Consider the following 16,206-nt stretch of genomic DNA (forward strand, 5'->3'; position numbering starts at 1 on the left):
GGAGCATACACAGACCTCACGACCGCTACGGACGGTGCCCCCTCAAACACGGATTCACCGGGAAAGCGCCCGAACGGGCTGCGATTTTCAGGCGGGGAAATACCCCGCGAACAGGATTTCGCCGATCCTCGTGGTGGTTTCCCGGCCGACCGCGTCACCGTCGGCAACGACCTGGGTGTTGTTCATCAGGGCCAGGGTGTACCGCTCGTCCGGGCCCGCGAACCCGACCGAGTTCATGATCCACGAGCCGTCGTCGTTGTCGTCGGACCAGCCGTTCTTGTTGCCCGGCCGGGCGGCGGCCCCGGCACCCCAGACGCCCCACTGCTGGTTGCCGTCCACGGTGCGCAGCTCGCCGACGAGGTAGTCGCGGTGCCGCGCGGGCAAGCGGGTCAGCACGTACCCGATCAGCCGGTCCAGGTCGTCCGCCGTGGTCAGGATCCAGCCCCAGTGGTGCGGGTGCCGGTCACTGAACCGCATGTCGGTCAGCCCGTACTCCGGGAACCGCCGGGCGAACTCGGCCTCGCCGCCGTAGCGGGTCCACAGCGCGTGGGCGGCGGCGTCATCGCTGGAGTGCAGCATCCGGTGCAGCAGGTCGCGGTCCTCGGCCGTCAGCACGACCGCGCCGGAGTCCTCCCGCAGCAGCAGGTCGACGGCCATGGCCAGCTTCGGCGTCGAGCAGGCCCAGATCAGCGTGCCGGCGGCGGGGCTGCGGTAGACGTCCCCGGTCCACCGGTCCCGCAGCACGATCCCGGTCACGCCGGGCCGGCCGTCGGCGTAGGCCTGGGCCCGCGCGATCCGCGCCCGCAGGTCGCGGTCGAAGGGTCCGTGCGCACCGGAGTCCGGCACCGGCGCCAGCGCGAGGGCCGCCAGCAGCGCGGTGAGCAGGAGCTTGCCCATGAAAGTCCCCCGGGTGCGAACGAGCGGGTGTGCCACCCCGAAGACTCGCACGGACGGCCGGGCCGCGGCGAGCGCCGGGCGGACGCTCGCCGCACCCCGGTCAGCCGACCGTGCAGCCGACGGGCGGGGCGGTGCCCTCGCCGCTCCCGCTCGCCAGGAAGCCGAACGTGGCCGACGCGCCCGCGTCCAGCGTCCCGTTCCAGCTCGTGTTGCGCGCGGTCACCGAAGTCCCGTCCTGGCCGACCGTGGCGTTCCACGCCTGGCCGATCCGCTGGCCGCCGGTGAAGGCGAACGTCGCCGTCCACGCCGACGTCGGCGCCGAGGTGCCGTTGCGGACGCTCACCTCGCCCTGGAAGCCGCCGGTCCACCGGTTGGTGACCCGGTAGGTCGCGGTGCATGAGCCACCCGGCGACGGCGTGGTGGTCACCGGGGTGGTCGACGAAGGCGGGACGGGCGTGCCGAGGGCGGCCGCGACCGCCGGGTACCACCGGTCGGCCATCTTCCGGAAGCCGGAGTCGATCGGGTGCACCCCGTCGGAGGTGTCCGCCGCCGCGGAGAACCCCGTCCACTGGTCCACCACGGTGATCGGCGACCGCGCGGACGTCTTCGCGGCCGCCCAGCCCGGGATGGCGTTGTTCAGCGCGACCACCCGCTGCGGGCAGCCGGCGCAGCCGCTGGGTTCCATCGGGATGATCTGCGCGACGAGGATCTTCATGTCCGGGTTGCTCGCCCGCATCTGGTCGACCAGCTTGGAATACGCGGCGAGGATCGCGTCGGTGCCGATCGTGCCGCCCCACAGGTCGTTGGTGCCCAGGTGCATCAGCACGACGTCGGGCCGGGCCGCGGCCAGCCACGGCGGCAGCTGGTTCTGGTCCGCGATCCCGGTCGCCGCGTAGCCGCCGTGCCCCTCGTGGTCGCCGTCGAAGGGCACCGAGCACCCGCCGCCGGGCTGCGAGCCCACGAAGTCGATGTTCGTGTACCCCGAGCGCTGCAGGCGGTCCCACAGCAGCGCCCGCCAACAGCCGGGACCGGCCGTGATCGAGTCGCCCAGCGGCATGATCCGCACCGGCGCGGCCGCCGAGACCGCCGGCTGGGCCAGCGTGAGCCCGAGCACGGCGACGACGACCGCGATCAGCGCGTACACCCGCTTCGGCATCACGGGTCGACCGTCAAGAGGTGGGCCCGGAAGCCCTCGCCGTAGGTCTTGGTCGGCGTGCCGGTGTAGTCCTCGATCAGCACGTTGCCGCCGCTGCAGCCCCACGGGTTCCACGTCCAGGCGGTGTACCCGAGGTGGTGCGCGTCCAGCCAGGCCAGCACCTGGTCGATGTAGTCGTGCGCACAGCTGTTCTGGCCGATTTCCCCGGCCTGCACCGGAACCTGCGCCGCGACCGGCCCGATCTGGCTGTCCCAGCAGGCCACCGTGATGCAGGCGTTGAAGTTGTAGGAGTGCCAGGAAGCCATCAGGTTGCCCGCCGGGTCTGCAGGGCGGTAGGCCAGCCACTGCGTGAGATCGTTGGTCCAGGTCAGGCCGCCGGTCATCAGCACATTCTGCGCACCGGTCGCGCGGACGGCGTCGACGAGTTCCTGCATCCCCGCGACCACGTAGCCGATCCCGGTGCAGGTGCCGCCGTCACGCAGGCACCGCCACGCCGCGGCCGCGTCGGACCAGTTGGCGGCCGCGTCCGGGTAGGGCTCGTTGAACAAGTCGAACACCACGGCGTTGTCACCCTTGAACGCGGTGGCCACCTGGGTCCAGAACGCCGGCGTGTACTGCCGGTCCGGCATCGGCTTCTGGCAGGTCGCGTTGACGTCGGTGCAGGCCGAACTGGTGCCGGTGTACTGGCCGTGCGTCCAGTGCAGGTCCAGGATCGGGTTGATCCCGTTGGCCTCCAGCAGCTTCGCGTAGTCCTTGACGGCCTGCTGGTAGGGGGCGCCGCTGGGCGAGCCGGACAGGCCGAGCCAGCAGTCCTCGTTCAGCGGGATCCGCACCGCGTGGATGTTCCAGGCCTTCATCGCGTCGACCGAAGCCTGGTCGACCGGGCCGCTGTCCCACATGCCCTTGCCCTGCACGCAGGCGAACTCCCCGCTGGACCGGTTGACGCCGAGCAGCCGGTAGGTCTTCCCGTCGGCGGTGAGCAGCTGGTTGCCCGAGACGTGCAGCGCGGGCGCCGGGCCGGGCGGCGGCGGTGCCGACGTGGTCGTGGTCGGCGTCGTCGGTTTTGTGATCGGCGTCGTCGCCGTGGTCGGCGGGGTTCCGGTGCAGGTGGCGCCGTTGACCGCGAAGGCGGCCGGCGTGGTGTTGGTGCCGCTGTAGGAGAAGTTCGCGCCGGTGCTGACGGAGCCGCCGGCCGGGATGGTGCCGTTCCAGCTCGCGTTGGTCACGGTGACCTGCTTGCCGGCCTGCGTCCAGGTCCCCATCCAGCCCTGCTGGAGGGTCTGGTTCCCGGCGTAGGAGTAGGTCAGCGTCCAGCCGTCGGCCGCCGACGAGCCGACGTTGGTGATCCCCAGCGCGACGCTGAAACCGCTTCCCCAGTCGTTGGCCGAGTAGGTGACCTTGCAGGCGAACGCGGCGCTCGTCTCACGCGCGGACGACACCGCCGTCGTCGACGTGACGACCCCGGCGGCGACCGCGAGCCCCGCCACCGCAAGCACGGCAGGACGTTTTCGCGCACTTCCCCACATCGGCACTCCCTTGTGCACACTGACGGCGGAAGCGTCTGGGAGCGTTCCCAGACACCCGTGCACACCGTCGCTTCCCGGCTCCGCGTTGTCAATCTCCGCCGTCGACAAAGCGGCCGATTCAGGCGAACAGCGTCCGGCGCGTTCCACCAACGACCGCAGGGGGTTGCCCCGGCCGGAGTCACCGGCCGCCGCGGGCCGGCCGCCACGGACGGTAGCCGCCGGGCTCGACCGCGAAGACGGCCTCGCCTTGGCCCAGCGACGGCAGCCGGCGCCGGAAATCCGCGGTCGCGGCGGCCGGGAGCGTGCCGCCCAGCCGGGCGAAGCCGGCTGCGGCCACGGGCGGCTCGCACACCGCTTCGAGCTTGGCCAGCGCGATGAGCGCCGCTCCGGCAGCGAATTCGGGCACCTCGAGGTCGAACCGGTCCACCGGCTCGTACACGCGGGTCCCGGCCCGCGCCAACGCCAGCAAAAACAGCCTCGCGGTGACTTCCCGAAAACCGCCTGCCGTGCTGTGCGGCGGCTGGAACCCCGAATGGGTCAGTGTGACGACGCAGTCGGTGACCTCCCGGCCCCGCGGACCGCACGCCGCAGTGCGGTACACCGTCTGTTCGATGGCGGTGTGGAAGGCCCTCGGCAGCGAGCCGCGTTCGACGGCCGGCTCGTACCGGACACCGCTGCCGGTCCGGCCCGGGGCCACCCGCAGACCGACCGTCGCGACCGGGTCGCCGGGGCCCAGCCGGTCCAGGAACTGGACGGCTTCCCCGACGCCGACGGGCTTTTCGACGTGGACCGGCTCGGGCGGCGCGAACCGCGCGTCGAGACCGAAGTCCTCGCGCAGCCGCTCGAGGAGCACCTCGATCTGGACTTCGCCGTAAGCCCGGACCGACAAGGCACCGCGTTCGACCCGCAGGCCGAGCAGCGGGTCCTGGTCGCACAGCTCCCGCAGGGCTTGGTGCAGCCGGGTTTCCGCACCCGGCCGCGTGGTGACGACCGAAAGGAGCCCGGGCGGCGGGAACAACCCGGCGTCCGCCAAGCCGTCCGGGGTACCGAGCCGATCGTCGACCCGGACGTCACCCAGGCCCCGCAGCCGGACCAGGTCGCCCGCGTCCGCGCGCGTGACTTCGCGGCCCGCGAGCGTCATCCCGGTGACCCGCCGCCGGCTCCGGCCGGCCGTGCCGTCGCCGGTGCGCCGGAACAGGTTCACGCGATCGCGCAAGCGCAACGTCCCGCCCCGCAGGCGGGCGTACGCGATCCGTTCCCCGCCGCTGCCGCGTTCGACCTTGAACACGGTCGCGCGGAGTTCGTCGCCCGGCACCGCCGCGGGCAGGAAGTCCACGATGCCGTCGACGAGCTCGGGAACGCCGGCGCCGGTCATGGCCGAGCCGAGGAACACCGGGAACGCCTCACCGGCCGCCACCTGACGGCGGAAAGTGCGCCACACCAAGGCGTGGTCGAGCTTTCCGGCGACGTAGCCCGCCAGCAGCTCCTCGCTGCGCTCGGCGGCCACTTCGGCGATTTCCTCGACCATGCCGGCGGCCTCGCGTGGCCTGCGGCGAACGGAGCCGGCCGCGCCGGCGGTCACCATCGGCACCACCGCGGGCGACAGTTTCCTCCGCAGGCCCTCGAGCACCCCGGCCGGATCGACCCCGGCCTGGTCGAGCTTGTTGACGAACACCAGCGTCGGCACCCGCAGCCGGCGCAGGATGCGCCAGAGGATCCGGGTGCTCGCCTGGACCCCGCTGGGCCCGGAGACCACCAGGACGACGCCGTCGAGAACCCCGAGCGCCCGTTCGACCTCGGCGACGAAGTCGGCGTGGCCCGGTGTGTCGATGACGTTGACCGTCCGGTCACCCGCCCGGAAGGAGACCACGCCGGTGCTGATCGTGATCCCGCGGCGCCGTTCGATGCCGAGGGTGTCGGTCTGGGTGGTGCCGTCGTCGACGCGGCCCAGCGCACCGACCGCGCCGGTGTGGAACAGCAGTCGTTCGGTCAGGCTGGTCTTACCGGCGTCGACGTGGGCGAGAATTCCGATGTTCAGTGAGGTTTCGGGCAAAGAGCACTCCAGCGGCCGCAACGCGTTCTCGGGAATCGACGGTGTTGCGGATCCGGCGCATGGGTGCCCCCTTTCTTGCCTCGTACAGACCTGGGCGGAGGCTAGCCGAGGGATCGGCTGCAGGACAACGGATTATCGGCCGGCCGGGTATTCGGCGAAGATCTCGCCGAGGACGCGCCGGGCGTCCACGGCCTCCTCGCCGGTCCGGGCCGCGGACACGAGCGTCTTCCACAGCGCCCAGCCGCGTCCGCGCGCCCAGGTCTCGTCGTCGACGGACAGGCGCTCGCGAAAGGCCTGCCTTCCTTCGGCGGTGAGGAGCGTCCAGGCGATGGCCGTGTCGCAGGAGGGGTCGCCGACACCGCACGTCCCGAAGTCGATGACGGCCGCCAGTTCTCCGCCGTCGAGCAGGAGGTTCCCGGCTGCGACGTCACCGTGGAACCAGACGTCCCGGCCGTCCCACCGCGTGTCCAGTGCGGTGTTCCAGATTTTGCGGGCCAAGCCGACGTCGATCCGGCCGTCCAGGGCCGTGAGCGCGCGCCGGGCCGTCGCATCGTAGGTGCGCAGGGTGGCGCCCCGGAACCAGTTGTGCTTCCCCGGCTGCGGACCGCCCGCGGTCTCGACCTTCTGCAGGGCGGCCAGGAAACCGGCCAGGTCGAGGGCGAAGCGGACGGGATCGGCGATGCGGTCCGTGCTCGCGGTTTCGCCGTCGAGCCAGGGGAGGATCGACCACGGAAAGGGGTAGCCCGCCCCGGGTTTCCCCTTCGCCAGCGGGACCGGGACGGGCAGCGGCAAGCGGGCCGCGAGCACCGGGAGCCACCGGTGTTCCTTGTCGACCGCCAAGGCGTATTCGGCCGCGCTGGGCAGCCGCGCCACCATGGCGTCGCCGACGTGGAAGGTGAAGTTGTCCCACCCGCCGTGGGACACCGGCCGGACCGGGAGCCCCGCCCACTGCGGGAACTGCTCGTCGATCAGCCGGCGCACCAATTCCGCGTCGGCGGTGATGCGCCGAGGCACCGGACCCAGCTCGGGGATAGTGCTCCTGGCCTGATCAGGGGAATCGCCCACGCCGGGAGCATATGCCCGCGATATCCCACCCTGCCTACGCTCCGGCTGGTGAACAGGCGCCCCGGGCTCAGCGCGCGGCTGAAACTGACCATCAGCTACGCCGGGTTCCTCCTGCTCGCCGGCGCCGTCCTGCTGGCCGTGGTGTGGGGGTCGTTGCTGCGCTACGTGCCCGACAACGAGCAGGGGCTGCTCGGCATCTCCCCCAACCGCTACCTCCTCGTGCGCATGTTCACCCCCGCCGCCGTCACCGCGGTGACGTTCCTGCTGCTGTTCGGCGTGCTGGGCGGCTGGATCCTGGCCGGCCGGATGCTCGCCCCGCTGACCCGGATCGCGGACGCGGCCCGGCTGGCCGCGAGCGGGTCGCTGTCCCACCGGATCCGCCTGGCCGGTCCCGGCGACGAATTCCGCGAGCTCGCCGACGTGGTCGACACGATGCTCGAAAAGCTCGAATCCCACCTCGGCGAACAGCAGCGGTTCGCCGCCAACGCTTCGCACGAGCTCCGGACCCCGCTGGCCATTTCGCAGGCCATCCTCGACGTCGCCCGCAACGACCCGACGTACGACCGGGACGAGCTCATCGACCGCCTCCGGACGGTCAACACGCGGTCGATCGACCTGACCGAGGCCCTCCTGCTGCTCAGCCGCAGCGACCGCCGGAACTTCACCCGCGAGCCCGTCGACCTCTCCCTCATCGCCGAAGAAGCCGCCGAAACGTTGCTGCCACTGGCCGAAGAGCGCCGGCTCACGCTCGACGTCACCGGCGAGCCCGTCCACGCGGCCGGCTCCGCGGCGCTGCTGCTGCGGATGGTGACGAACCTCGTCCAGAACGCGATCGTGCACAACCTCCCGGACGGCGGCACGGTGACGGTCCACACCGAGCGGCGGCGCTACGCGAGCGCGCTGCGGGTCGAGAACACGGGCCGGGTGCTGCGCCCGGAACTGATCCCCACCCTGACCGAGCCGTTCCAGCGCGGCACGGAACGCGCGCGCACGGACGAGCACGCGGGTGTCGGCCTCGGGCTGGCGATCGTGCACAGCATCGTCCGGGCCCACGACGGGACGCTGGACCTGGCGCCCCGCCCGGGCGGCGGCCTCGTCGCCACCGTCCGCCTCCCGGCGAGCCGGTAGGGCGGTCTGACAAGGTCTCGGCTATCGGCGCGGCATCGCGCGGCGTGCTGTGCCGGAGGTGTTCGGCCCGTGGCAGGCGATCTGGACCCAGCGCCTGCTCGCCAAAGCTGACGTCGCGGGCCTGGCGGATGGGCCGGTGTCGGGGGTTCCACGATCGCGCGAGCGCACCAGCACGCCACCGGCCGCTCTCACGGCGACTGGAGCACAAGTGCACCACCTCGTCGTCGCCACCGTCCGCCTCCCGTCGAGCCGTAGCCGAGCCGGGAGTCGAAGAAAGTTCGGGATCGATTCAGTAAATTCTGCTAGCCTCGCGTCGTCTCGCGGCTCACCGTGGCGCCGCCCCCGCGAACTCACCGAGGAGCGCAATGACTGCCATCGTCCGGGTCAAGGGCCGCGAAGTACTGGACAGCCGGGGAAACCCGACCGTCGAGGTCGACGTCGAACTGGCGGACGGTTCGCTCGGCCGGGCCGCGGTGCCCTCGGGTGCCTCCACCGGCACCAAGGAAGCGGTCGAACTGCGTGACGGGGACAAGACGCGGTTCCACGGCAAGGGCGTGCGCAAGGCCGTCGACGCGGTCAACACCGAGATCGCCGAGGCGATCGTGGGCCTGGACGCCGAGGCGCAGGCGACGGTCGACCGCACGCTGATCGCGCTGGACGGCACCGCGAACAAGGCCCGGCTCGGCGCGAACGCCACCCTTGGTGTGTCGCTCGCCGTGGTCAAGGCGGCCGCGGCGGCGAATGCGCTGCCGCTGTACCGGTACGCCGGCGGCGTGTTCGCGCACCTGCTGCCGATGCCGATGATGAACATCATCAACGGCGGTGCGCACGCGGACAACCCGATCGACTTCCAGGAGTTCATGATCGGCCCGGTCGGCGCGACGACGTTCGCCGAAGCGGTGCGGATGGGCTCCGAGGTGTTCCACACGCTGCGCAAGTCGCTCCACGACGCCGGGCACAGCACCAACGTCGGCGACGAAGGCGGGTTCGCCCCCAACCTCAGCTCGGCCGACGAAGCACTGGAGTTCGTGCTGCGGGCGATCGAGCAGTCCGGCTACACCCCCGGCGAGGACATCGCCCTGCTGCTCGACCCGGCCGCGTCGGAGTTCTACACCGGCGAGGTCTACGACTACACCGGCGAAGGCCGCAAGCGCAGCGTCGAGGAGCACGTCGCCTACCTCGCCGACCTCACCGCGCGCTACCCCATCGTGTCCATCGAGGACGGTGTGGCCCAGGACGACTTCGCCGGGTGGAAGCAGCTCACCGACACCATCGGCGAGCGCGTCCAGCTCGTCGGCGACGACGTCTTCTGCACCAACGTGAACCTGCTGACCGACGGCATCGAGCGCGGCATCGCGAACTCGATCCTGGTCAAGGTCAACCAGATCGGCACCCTCACCGAAACGCTGACCACGGTGGAAACGGCGCACAAGGCGGGCTACTCCGTGGTCATGTCCCACCGCTCCGGCGAAACCGAGGACACCACGATCGCCGACCTCGCGGTCGCCACCAACTGCGGCCAGATCAAGACGGGTTCGCTGTCGCGCGCCGACCGCACCGCCAAGTACAACCAGCTCATCCGCATCGAAGAAGAGCTCGGCGCCGAGGCGCGCTACGCGGGCGCGAGCACGATCAGCGGCCGTCGCTGAGGTCGCTCCCCACGTGCCGCACCACCACGCCGACCAACCGGTCCCGCGGCACGAACCCGTAGTGGCGGGAGTCCCAGCTGGCCGGCCGGTTGTCGCCCAGGACGAGGGCGCAGCCGGCCGGCACCCGCTCGCCGCCGATGCCGTGGACGTCCGGTTCGGCCCAGCCGATCGGGATGCGGTCGCCCGCCACCGCCACCACGCGTTTGAGCAGCAGCTGGTGCCCCGACGGCGCTCCGCTCGGCAACGGCGGGAAGCGCAGCAGCGCCACCTGGCCGCGTCGCGGGCGGCGGGTCCGGCGCACCAGCACGCGGTCGCCGGAGCGCAGGGCCGGGGCCATGCTCGGACCGTCCACTGTGGTCAGGATCAGCGTCCGGCGGGCGACGACGGCGCAGCCGGCGGCCAGCAATCCCACGAGAACCGGGACCTTCACGGCACGGCCTGGTAGCCGTCGGCCTGCAGGCGGAACAGGCGCGCGTAGCCGCCGTCGTCGGCGAGCAGGCTGTCGTGCGTGCCCAGCTCGCTGACCCGGCCGTCCTCGAGCACGGCGATGCGGTCGGCGTCGCGCACCGCGCTCAACCGGTGGGAGATGAGCAGGCTCGTGCGGCCTTGCCGGTGCTCGCGGATGCGTGTGTGCACCTCGTGTTCGGCCTCCGGGTCGAGACCGGAGCTCGGCTCGTCGAGGATCATCAGGTCGCGTCCCTCCCGCACGAGCGAGCGGGCCAGCGCCAGCCGCTGCCACTGCCCGCCGGAGAGCACCACCCCGGTCGGGCTGTCGTTGTTGTCGGTGCCGATCTCGAAGATCCGGGTGAGCGGCGTGTCGTACCCGCGCGGCAGCGCGGCGAGCCGGTCGTGCGCGCCCGCCCGGGTCGCGGCGTCCACCAGCCGGGCCCGGTCGTCCATCGCGGCCGGCTCGCCGAGCCCGATGTTCTCGGCCGCGGTCATGTCGTAGTTCATGTGGTCCTGGAACACGGCGCTGATCCGGTTGCGCAGCAACGCGGGCGGGATGTCACGCAGGTCGACGCCGTCCCAGAGGATCTGCCCGCGCGTCGGGTCGTACATGCGGCACAACAGCTTCACGAGGGTGCTCTTCCCCGCGCCGTTGAGGCCGACGAGGGCGACCGCCGTGCCGTGCGGGATGGTGAGGTCCACCCCGCGCAGCACCCAGGGGTGTTCGTCGCTGTACCGGAACCAGACGTCGCGCAGCTCGAGACCCTGCCGCAACGCGGGAACCACACCACCGGAGCTGCTCGGCAGGTCGGGTTCCGCGCGGACCACGGCGACGTAGTGCGCGAACGACAGCAGCCGGGCCTGGCCGTTGGCGATCGACGACGCCAGCGTGCCCAGCGCGGCCTGCACCCCGGCGACGGCGGCCACGAACATCGACACGTCGCCGGCGCTGAGCGACCCGTCGCGCGCCGACGTGATCGCCCACCAGAGCCCGGCACCGGCGACCGCCGCGCTCAGCGCCGTCAGCCCGCCCATGGTCCGCAGCTCGCGTTCGTCCATGCGGCGCTGGGCTTCGTTCGCGCTGCGGCGTTCGTCCATCATCCGGGCGCGCAGGAACGCCCCGATGCCGAACAGCCGGATCTCGGTCGCGGCGGGGATGCCGGTGAGCAGCTGGCTGTAGAAGAATTCGCGCCGCGCGAACCGCTCGATGCGCCACTCCACGGCCGCGCGGCGCTTCGCGAGCAGCAGTTCGGCCAGCAGCGCGGGAATCGCGGCGGCCAGCACGACGCCGGTCATCGCCGGGCTCAGCAGGAGCAGGGAGCCGAGGAAGCCGGCCAGCGAGAGCGTTCCGCTGAGCGTGCCGCCGACGCCGTCGACGATCTCCGGCATCCGGCCGCAGCTCTCCTGGGCCAGCCGCAACCGGTCCTGGTAGGCGGGGTTCTCGAAGGTGCGCAAGCCGACCTGGCGGCCCAGCGCGTCGAACAGCCCGTCCGTGGCGACCGTGCTCGCCGCGCGGCCGATCTGCGCGCGGACGTAGTGGACCACCACGGGCAGCGCGGCGACGGCGAGGCCGGCGAGCACCAGCGCCCCGGCGAGCCCGCCGACCTCGCCGGTGCGCGAGACGAGCCGGTCGAGGACGAGCTTGGTCAGCCAGGCGGTGGCGATCGGCGCGGTGGCCGCGGCCGCCGTCATGACCAGCAGGGCCACCAGCCGCGCCGGGCCGGACCGCCACAGCAGCCCGGCGGCGGCAACGGCGGCGGCGCGCACCTGGTCCGCGCCGATCCGCCGGTCGGGTTCGCCCACCGTCAGCGCCCGGCGGGCACGGGCAGTTCGTGCACCCGGCCGGCGGTCGCGACCACCCGCCCATCGGCGACCACGTACAGCGCGGGCGTCCAGGTGTTCCGGAACGCGGCGGCGACCGGGCCGCCGTCGAGCTCCGCCGTCACCACGTGGGCGACCTCGGCGAGCGCGCGCACGGTGTCCGGTTCGTCGCCACCGAAGACGGCGAAGACGTTGTCCCGGCCCTGCTCGCGGGCGTAGGCGAGGAAGTCCGGCAGGGTGTCGTGGCAGGCGGCGCAGTCGGCGGAGAAGAAGGCGACCGTGCCGGTCAGCGTGGCGGTGGTGAGCGGCTCGCCGTCGGTCGTGGTGGCGGCGAACTCGCCGACGGCCGAGCCGGGACGCAGCGCGAAAGGCGGCGGTGTGACGGTCTGCGCCCGCATCCGGCGGAGGATCCCGATGGTCAGGAGCAGGTTCAGCAGGCAGAACAGGCCGAGCAGCACCAGGGTGGCGACGACGAGGGGCATCAGGAACTCCTTGCGAACACGACGGCGATGTCGTCCATCGCGATGACGAACACGGCCACCACCCCACCGGCCGCGAACGCGACGGCGGTCCCGGCAACGGGCGGCAGGTGCTCCGGCGCGAGCGCGCCGAGGACGGCGAAGCAGGTCAGCACGGTGTTGCGGGCGAGGTGGCGCGGGCCGATCGGGGTTTCGGCCGAGCCGAAGCAGCGGCAGGGAGGACGCCGTCCGCGGCGCAGCGAAGCGGCCATGGCGACGGTGAAGGCGAGCAGCAACGCCGACGCGAGGAGGAAACCGGCCACCGCGGTGACGGGTACGAGGACCGCCGCGCTCGCTTCGCCGGCCACGACGGCCACCGACACCGGCGTGATCCACCGCGCGGGCATCGGCACCAGCACGGGCACCGACCGCGCGAACCCGCGGAAGTCCCGCAGCTTCGCCACCGCCGAGGCGGCGAACACCACGGCGATCAGCGCCGCACAGGCGGCCCGGAGGTACTCCATGTCACTCCATCCACGCCGGGTGGTGTCCGCGGGGAAAGCGGCGGACACCACCCGGCACGCTCGGGACCCGGATCAGCAGGAGCTGCGGACCTTGGACCACTCGCAGCCGGTCTGCGGGCAGCAGAACCGGTACCAGTAGCCGGGGTGGCCCGCGGCGTTGCAGAAGTAGGTGCCACTGCAGGCGGAGGCCTTCGCGGTGGGCACGATCCGGTTGAGCACGCGGTCGATCAGGCGCCCCATGGTGTCTCCCTTCGACGGTGGATGTCCAAGGTGCGGGAAGCGGTACCGCAAGCCCGCGCCGGCTGCGAGCATCGCGGCGCCCCGCGGCCCCGAGCAGCAATCCCGGACGAACCCGGACGCCGATACCGACGCCTGGCCGAGCCTGGGTTGAGCCGGATGCCGGGGGTGGTTGAGCGCCGCACCGATCTTGGGGGGCTTCGACGCCGACGCCGACGCCGCGGGGAGCGCTCGCCCGCTGCGGTGACCAACCAACGCACGCCCGCGGGGAGCGCACGCCCTCGCCCGCTGCGGTGACCGACCCACGCCCGCGGTGACCTCGGCTGGCTTGGGCAGACCTCACCTCACCGCGGCGAAACAGGGCCGCCCGCACCCGCTGACGGCGGCCGACCATCCACGCCCGCGGTGGCCCCGGCAGCCTGGGGCCGGCCCACACGCCATCACCCGCCGGCCGCCACCGACCACCCCCGCGCCCTGCCGTGACCTCGGCCGCCTTGAGCAGGCCCAGCCCGCACGCCATCACCCACCGACGGCGGCCGACCATCCACGCCCGCGGTGGCCCCGGCAGCCTGGGGCCGGCCCACACGCCATCACCCGCCGGCCGCCACCGACCACCCCCGCGCCCTGCCGTGACCTCGGCTGGCTTGGGCAAGCCCAGCCCACACGCCATCACCCGCCGGCCGCCACCGACCAGCCCACCCCCGCCGTGATCTCCGCCGACTCCGGCAATCCCAGCTCACGATGTTGCTCCCGAGCCGCCAGCCAGTGGTGCCGGGCCCGGGCCGTGTCCCCCATCGCCGTCAGCGTGCGGGCCAGGCCGATGTGCGCGCGGGCCTCCTGGTGCATGCTGCCCAGCTCCGCCGCCATCGTGAGGGCGCACTCGTGCGTCGTACGGGCGTGGCCGGTGCGGCCGAGTTCCAGCGAGGCGTCCGCGAGGCACAGCAGCGCCTCCAGGTGCAGGTCGCGGTCGCCGCCCTGCTCGGCGATCGCCGTCGCGCGGTGGAAGTAGCCGCAGGCCTCGGCGTGCCTGCCGGACCGCAAGTGCGTGTCGCCGATGTTGAGCAGCGTGCGGCCGGTGTCGCACAGGTCGCCCGTCTGCTGGTCGATCGCCAGCGCTTTCAGGTGGATCTCCAGCGCCTCGGCGTACCGGCCCAGCCGTCCGTAGACGTAGCCGAGGTTGGTGAGCGCGGTGCGTTCGCCCGACCGGTCGCGGTTCTCGCGGGCCAGGGTCAGTGCCTCCCGCAGGAACCCCGCCGAGCGGGCGAAGTCGGCGCTCCACGAGGCGATCGCGCCCAGCGTGCCGAGCGCCCGGCACTCACCCCAGCGGTCTTCCGCACCGCGGAAGCAGTCCAGCGCCTGCTCGGCCAGCCGCGTCGCCACCTCGTAGCGGCCGACCTGGCTGTGGGTGGCCGCGAGGCTCACCAGTGCGTGCCCGCGGGCGACCGGGTCCGCCGACTCCGTCGCGCTCGTGTGCAGGACCAGCGCCTCCCGGATGTAGCCGCCGGTCTGCAGGTACCGGAACAGGATCCGCGACAGCAGTCCCGCGTGGCCCGACGGCACCCCGTGGACACCGGCGCTGACCAGGTTGGCCCGTTCGGCGTCCAGCCACGCGGCCGCCGGCCCGCGGTCGGTCAGCGGCGGGATCGGCAAGCCGGGATCGGGGACGTGCGGCCGGTGGTCACGCACGCGCGGCGCGTAGGAGTCCATCGCGGTGGCGGCGGCGAACGTGTAGTAGCCGAGCAACCCCGACAGCGCGGCCCGCCGGCCGGCGGAGACGTCCTCGTCCTCGGCGCGCGCCATCCCGAACGCGCGGATGAGGTCGTGCAGCTCGAACCGGTTCGCCTCGCTGCGCCGCACCAGGCTGGCGGCGACGAGCCGGTCCGCGGTCCGGGTCGCCTGGGCCAGGCCGGTCCCGGTGAGCGCGGCGATGCCGTAGGCGTCCAGGTCCGCGCCCGGGTGCAGGGCGAGCAGCCGCAGGGCCCGCCGTTCCGGCTCGGCGAGCTGGTCGTAGGACAGGCTGATCGACGCGTCCACGGCGTTGTCCAGCCGCAGGTGCGCGCGCCGCTGCTCGAGCCGCTCCAGGTGGTCGGCCAGCAGCCACGACCGGTGCGCGGGCGCGGTCATCCACAACGCGGCGAGGCTCAGCGCGAGCGGCAGCCGGCCGAGTTCGGCGGTGATGCGCCGGGCCACGCCGGGCGCCTGGTCGACCCGCTTCGCGCCGACCGTGCGCCGCAGGTAGGCCAGCGCCTCGTCCGGGCTCAGGACGTCCAGCCGCACGTGCGCGGCACCGCTCAGCCCGGTGAGCGACAGCCGGCTGGTGACGAGCACCGGCCCGCCCCGCTCGTCGGGCAGCAGCGGCCGGACCTGGTCTTCGCCGGCCGCGTTGTCGAGGACGACGAGCAGGCGCCGCCCGGCCGATCGTTCCCGGTACACCCGGGTCTTGCCCGGCAGGTCGGCGGGCACGGCGTGGCCGGGAACCCCGAGCAACCGCAGGAAGGAGTCGAGCACCGCGGCCGGATCCACCGCCGGCCGGCCGGGATCGGGGTGGAACCCGCGCAGGTTCACGAAGAGCGCGTTTTCGAACCGGCCCGTGCGCAGCAGTTCGTGGCCGGCGTGCACGGCCAGCCCGGTCTTGCCGACCCCGGCCATCCCGGCGATCGCCGCCACCTGCCCGCCGTCGGCGGCGCCGAGCAGGGCCGACAGCCGCGCGAGTTCCGTCCGCCGCCCGGTGAAGTGCGGGATCGCCTCGGGCAGGCCGAGCCGAGTCTGCACGAAGGTCGCCGCCTCCGCGCGCCCGCGGACCACCCGCAGCACGTCCCGCCACTCGGCGACGTAACCCGGGTCCGGGTGCAGCACCTCGACCACGGCCAGCACCAGATCGGGGTTGGGCCGGGCCCGGCCGGTCTTGAAGCAGTCGGCGACGGTCGTGCGCGCGGTGCGCTCGCCGGGCGGCCGCCCGGCCGCCGTCCAGAGCCGGTTGACCCGCTCGGCGAGCTGCGAGTACGACGGGCCGCCCGCCCACGCCTTGAGCAGCCGCAGCCGGGCGATGAGCTCGGCCGGCGTCCGCGCCTGGCCGGGATCGGGTGGTTCGGTGAACGCCATCCCGCCATTGTTGGCCGCGCACCCGGCGATTCGTGGCGATTCGCCGCAACGGCCACGGATTCCGGAGCCGCGGCCGGCTCGACGCCGCCGACACCACGGCCCGCTCAAGGGCCGTGGTGTCGCTCGGCCGCTGGTCCTCTGTG

At 73.0% G+C, this 16,206-nt stretch carries 13 protein-coding genes; 2 read left to right on the forward strand and 11 right to left on the reverse strand.

Features of this window, described 5'->3' with window-relative positions; genetic code table 11:
- Positions 1 to 87: 87 nt before the first annotated feature.
- From Q5425_RS25965 to Q5425_RS25985, 5 genes are all read right to left on the reverse strand, one after another.
- Positions 88 to 897, reverse strand: coding sequence for a serine hydrolase (locus Q5425_RS25965; protein ID WP_308674918.1), 810 nt, complete (start codon positions 895 to 897; stop codon positions 88 to 90).
- Positions 898 to 997: 100 nt separating this feature from the next.
- A complete protein-coding gene (locus Q5425_RS25970; RefSeq protein ID WP_308674919.1) occupies positions 998 to 2,053 on the reverse strand; it encodes a cellulose binding domain-containing protein in 1,056 nt (351 codons plus the stop codon).
- A complete protein-coding gene (locus Q5425_RS25975; RefSeq protein ID WP_308674920.1) occupies positions 2,053 to 3,549 on the reverse strand; it encodes a cellulase family glycosylhydrolase in 1,497 nt (498 codons plus the stop codon). The genes Q5425_RS25970 and Q5425_RS25975 overlap by 1 nt, the downstream gene beginning before the upstream one ends.
- A gap of 208 nt (positions 3,550 to 3,757) precedes the next feature.
- Positions 3,758 to 5,632 carry a GTP-binding protein gene (locus Q5425_RS25980; protein WP_308674921.1) on the reverse strand — a complete coding sequence of 625 codons (1,875 nt, stop codon included), beginning with the start codon at positions 5,630 to 5,632 and terminating at the stop codon, positions 3,758 to 3,760.
- A gap of 132 nt (positions 5,633 to 5,764) precedes the next feature.
- A complete protein-coding gene (locus Q5425_RS25985; RefSeq protein ID WP_308674922.1) occupies positions 5,765 to 6,646 on the reverse strand; it encodes an aminoglycoside phosphotransferase family protein in 882 nt (293 codons plus the stop codon).
- Positions 6,647 to 6,745: 99 nt separating this feature from the next.
- On the opposite strand from Q5425_RS25985, the gene Q5425_RS25990 reads away from it, so the two are divergent.
- Positions 6,746 to 7,825 (forward strand): HAMP domain-containing sensor histidine kinase, encoded by a 1,080-nt coding sequence (locus tag Q5425_RS25990; RefSeq protein ID WP_308674923.1) that lies wholly within the window; start codon positions 6,746 to 6,748, stop codon positions 7,823 to 7,825.
- Positions 7,826 to 8,190: 365 nt separating this feature from the next.
- Entirely contained in the window at positions 8,191 to 9,474 is a 1,284-nt protein-coding gene (gene eno / locus Q5425_RS25995; RefSeq protein WP_308674924.1) for a phosphopyruvate hydratase, read from the forward strand.
- On the opposite strand, the gene Q5425_RS26000 is transcribed toward eno, so the two are convergent.
- From Q5425_RS26000 to Q5425_RS26025, 6 genes are all read right to left on the reverse strand, one after another.
- Positions 9,458 to 9,904, reverse strand: a complete 447-nt coding sequence (locus tag Q5425_RS26000; protein WP_308674925.1) for a S26 family signal peptidase — start codon at positions 9,902 to 9,904, stop codon at positions 9,458 to 9,460. The two genes, eno and Q5425_RS26000, sit on opposite strands and share 17 nt — an antisense overlap.
- Positions 9,901 to 11,724 carry an ABC transporter ATP-binding protein gene (locus tag Q5425_RS26005; RefSeq protein ID WP_308674926.1) on the reverse strand — a complete coding sequence of 608 codons (1,824 nt, stop codon included), beginning with the start codon at positions 11,722 to 11,724 and terminating at the stop codon, positions 9,901 to 9,903. The genes Q5425_RS26000 and Q5425_RS26005 overlap by 4 nt, the downstream gene beginning before the upstream one ends.
- Before the next feature lie 2 nt (positions 11,725 to 11,726).
- The gene (locus Q5425_RS26010) at positions 11,727 to 12,224 is read right to left on the reverse strand and encodes a TlpA family protein disulfide reductase (RefSeq protein ID WP_308674927.1); all 498 of its coding nucleotides are present in this window, start codon (positions 12,222 to 12,224) and stop codon (positions 11,727 to 11,729) included.
- On the reverse strand, positions 12,224 to 12,724 hold the full coding sequence (locus Q5425_RS26015) for a MauE/DoxX family redox-associated membrane protein (protein ID WP_308674928.1): 501 nt from the start codon (positions 12,722 to 12,724) through the stop codon (positions 12,224 to 12,226). The genes Q5425_RS26010 and Q5425_RS26015 overlap by 1 nt, the downstream gene beginning before the upstream one ends.
- Positions 12,725 to 12,796: 72 nt before the next feature.
- Positions 12,797 to 12,964: a hypothetical protein gene (locus tag Q5425_RS26020; protein ID WP_308674929.1), complete on the reverse strand. Its 168-nt coding sequence runs from the start codon at positions 12,962 to 12,964 to the stop codon at positions 12,797 to 12,799.
- A gap of 666 nt (positions 12,965 to 13,630) precedes the next feature.
- Entirely contained in the window at positions 13,631 to 16,063 is a 2,433-nt protein-coding gene (locus Q5425_RS26025) for a tetratricopeptide repeat protein (RefSeq protein WP_308674930.1), read from the reverse strand.
- Between the last annotated feature and the right edge of the window lie 143 nt (positions 16,064 to 16,206).

Origin of the sequence: Amycolatopsis sp. A133 (genome assembly GCF_031082405.1) — a bacterium.
Classification (GTDB): domain Bacteria; phylum Actinomycetota; class Actinomycetes; order Mycobacteriales; family Pseudonocardiaceae; genus Amycolatopsis.

Coding starts and splice junctions, on each gene's coding strand:
- Q5425_RS25965 (WP_308674918.1), bottom strand. CDS start 897: ATGGGCAAGCTCCTGCTCACCGCGCTGCTGGCGGCCCTCGCGCTGGCG.
- eno (WP_308674924.1), top strand. CDS start 8,191: ATGACTGCCATCGTCCGGGTCAAGGGCCGCGAAGTACTGGACAGCCGG.
- Q5425_RS26025 (WP_308674930.1), bottom strand. CDS start 16,063: ATGGCGTTCACCGAACCACCCGATCCCGGCCAGGCGCGGACGCCGGCC.
- Q5425_RS26015 (WP_308674928.1), bottom strand. CDS start 12,724: ATGGAGTACCTCCGGGCCGCCTGTGCGGCGCTGATCGCCGTGGTGTTC.
- Q5425_RS26010 (WP_308674927.1), bottom strand. CDS start 12,224: ATGCCCCTCGTCGTCGCCACCCTGGTGCTGCTCGGCCTGTTCTGCCTG.
- Q5425_RS26020 (WP_308674929.1), bottom strand. CDS start 12,964: ATGGGGCGCCTGATCGACCGCGTGCTCAACCGGATCGTGCCCACCGCG.
- Q5425_RS25970 (WP_308674919.1), bottom strand. CDS start 2,053: ATGCCGAAGCGGGTGTACGCGCTGATCGCGGTCGTCGTCGCCGTGCTC.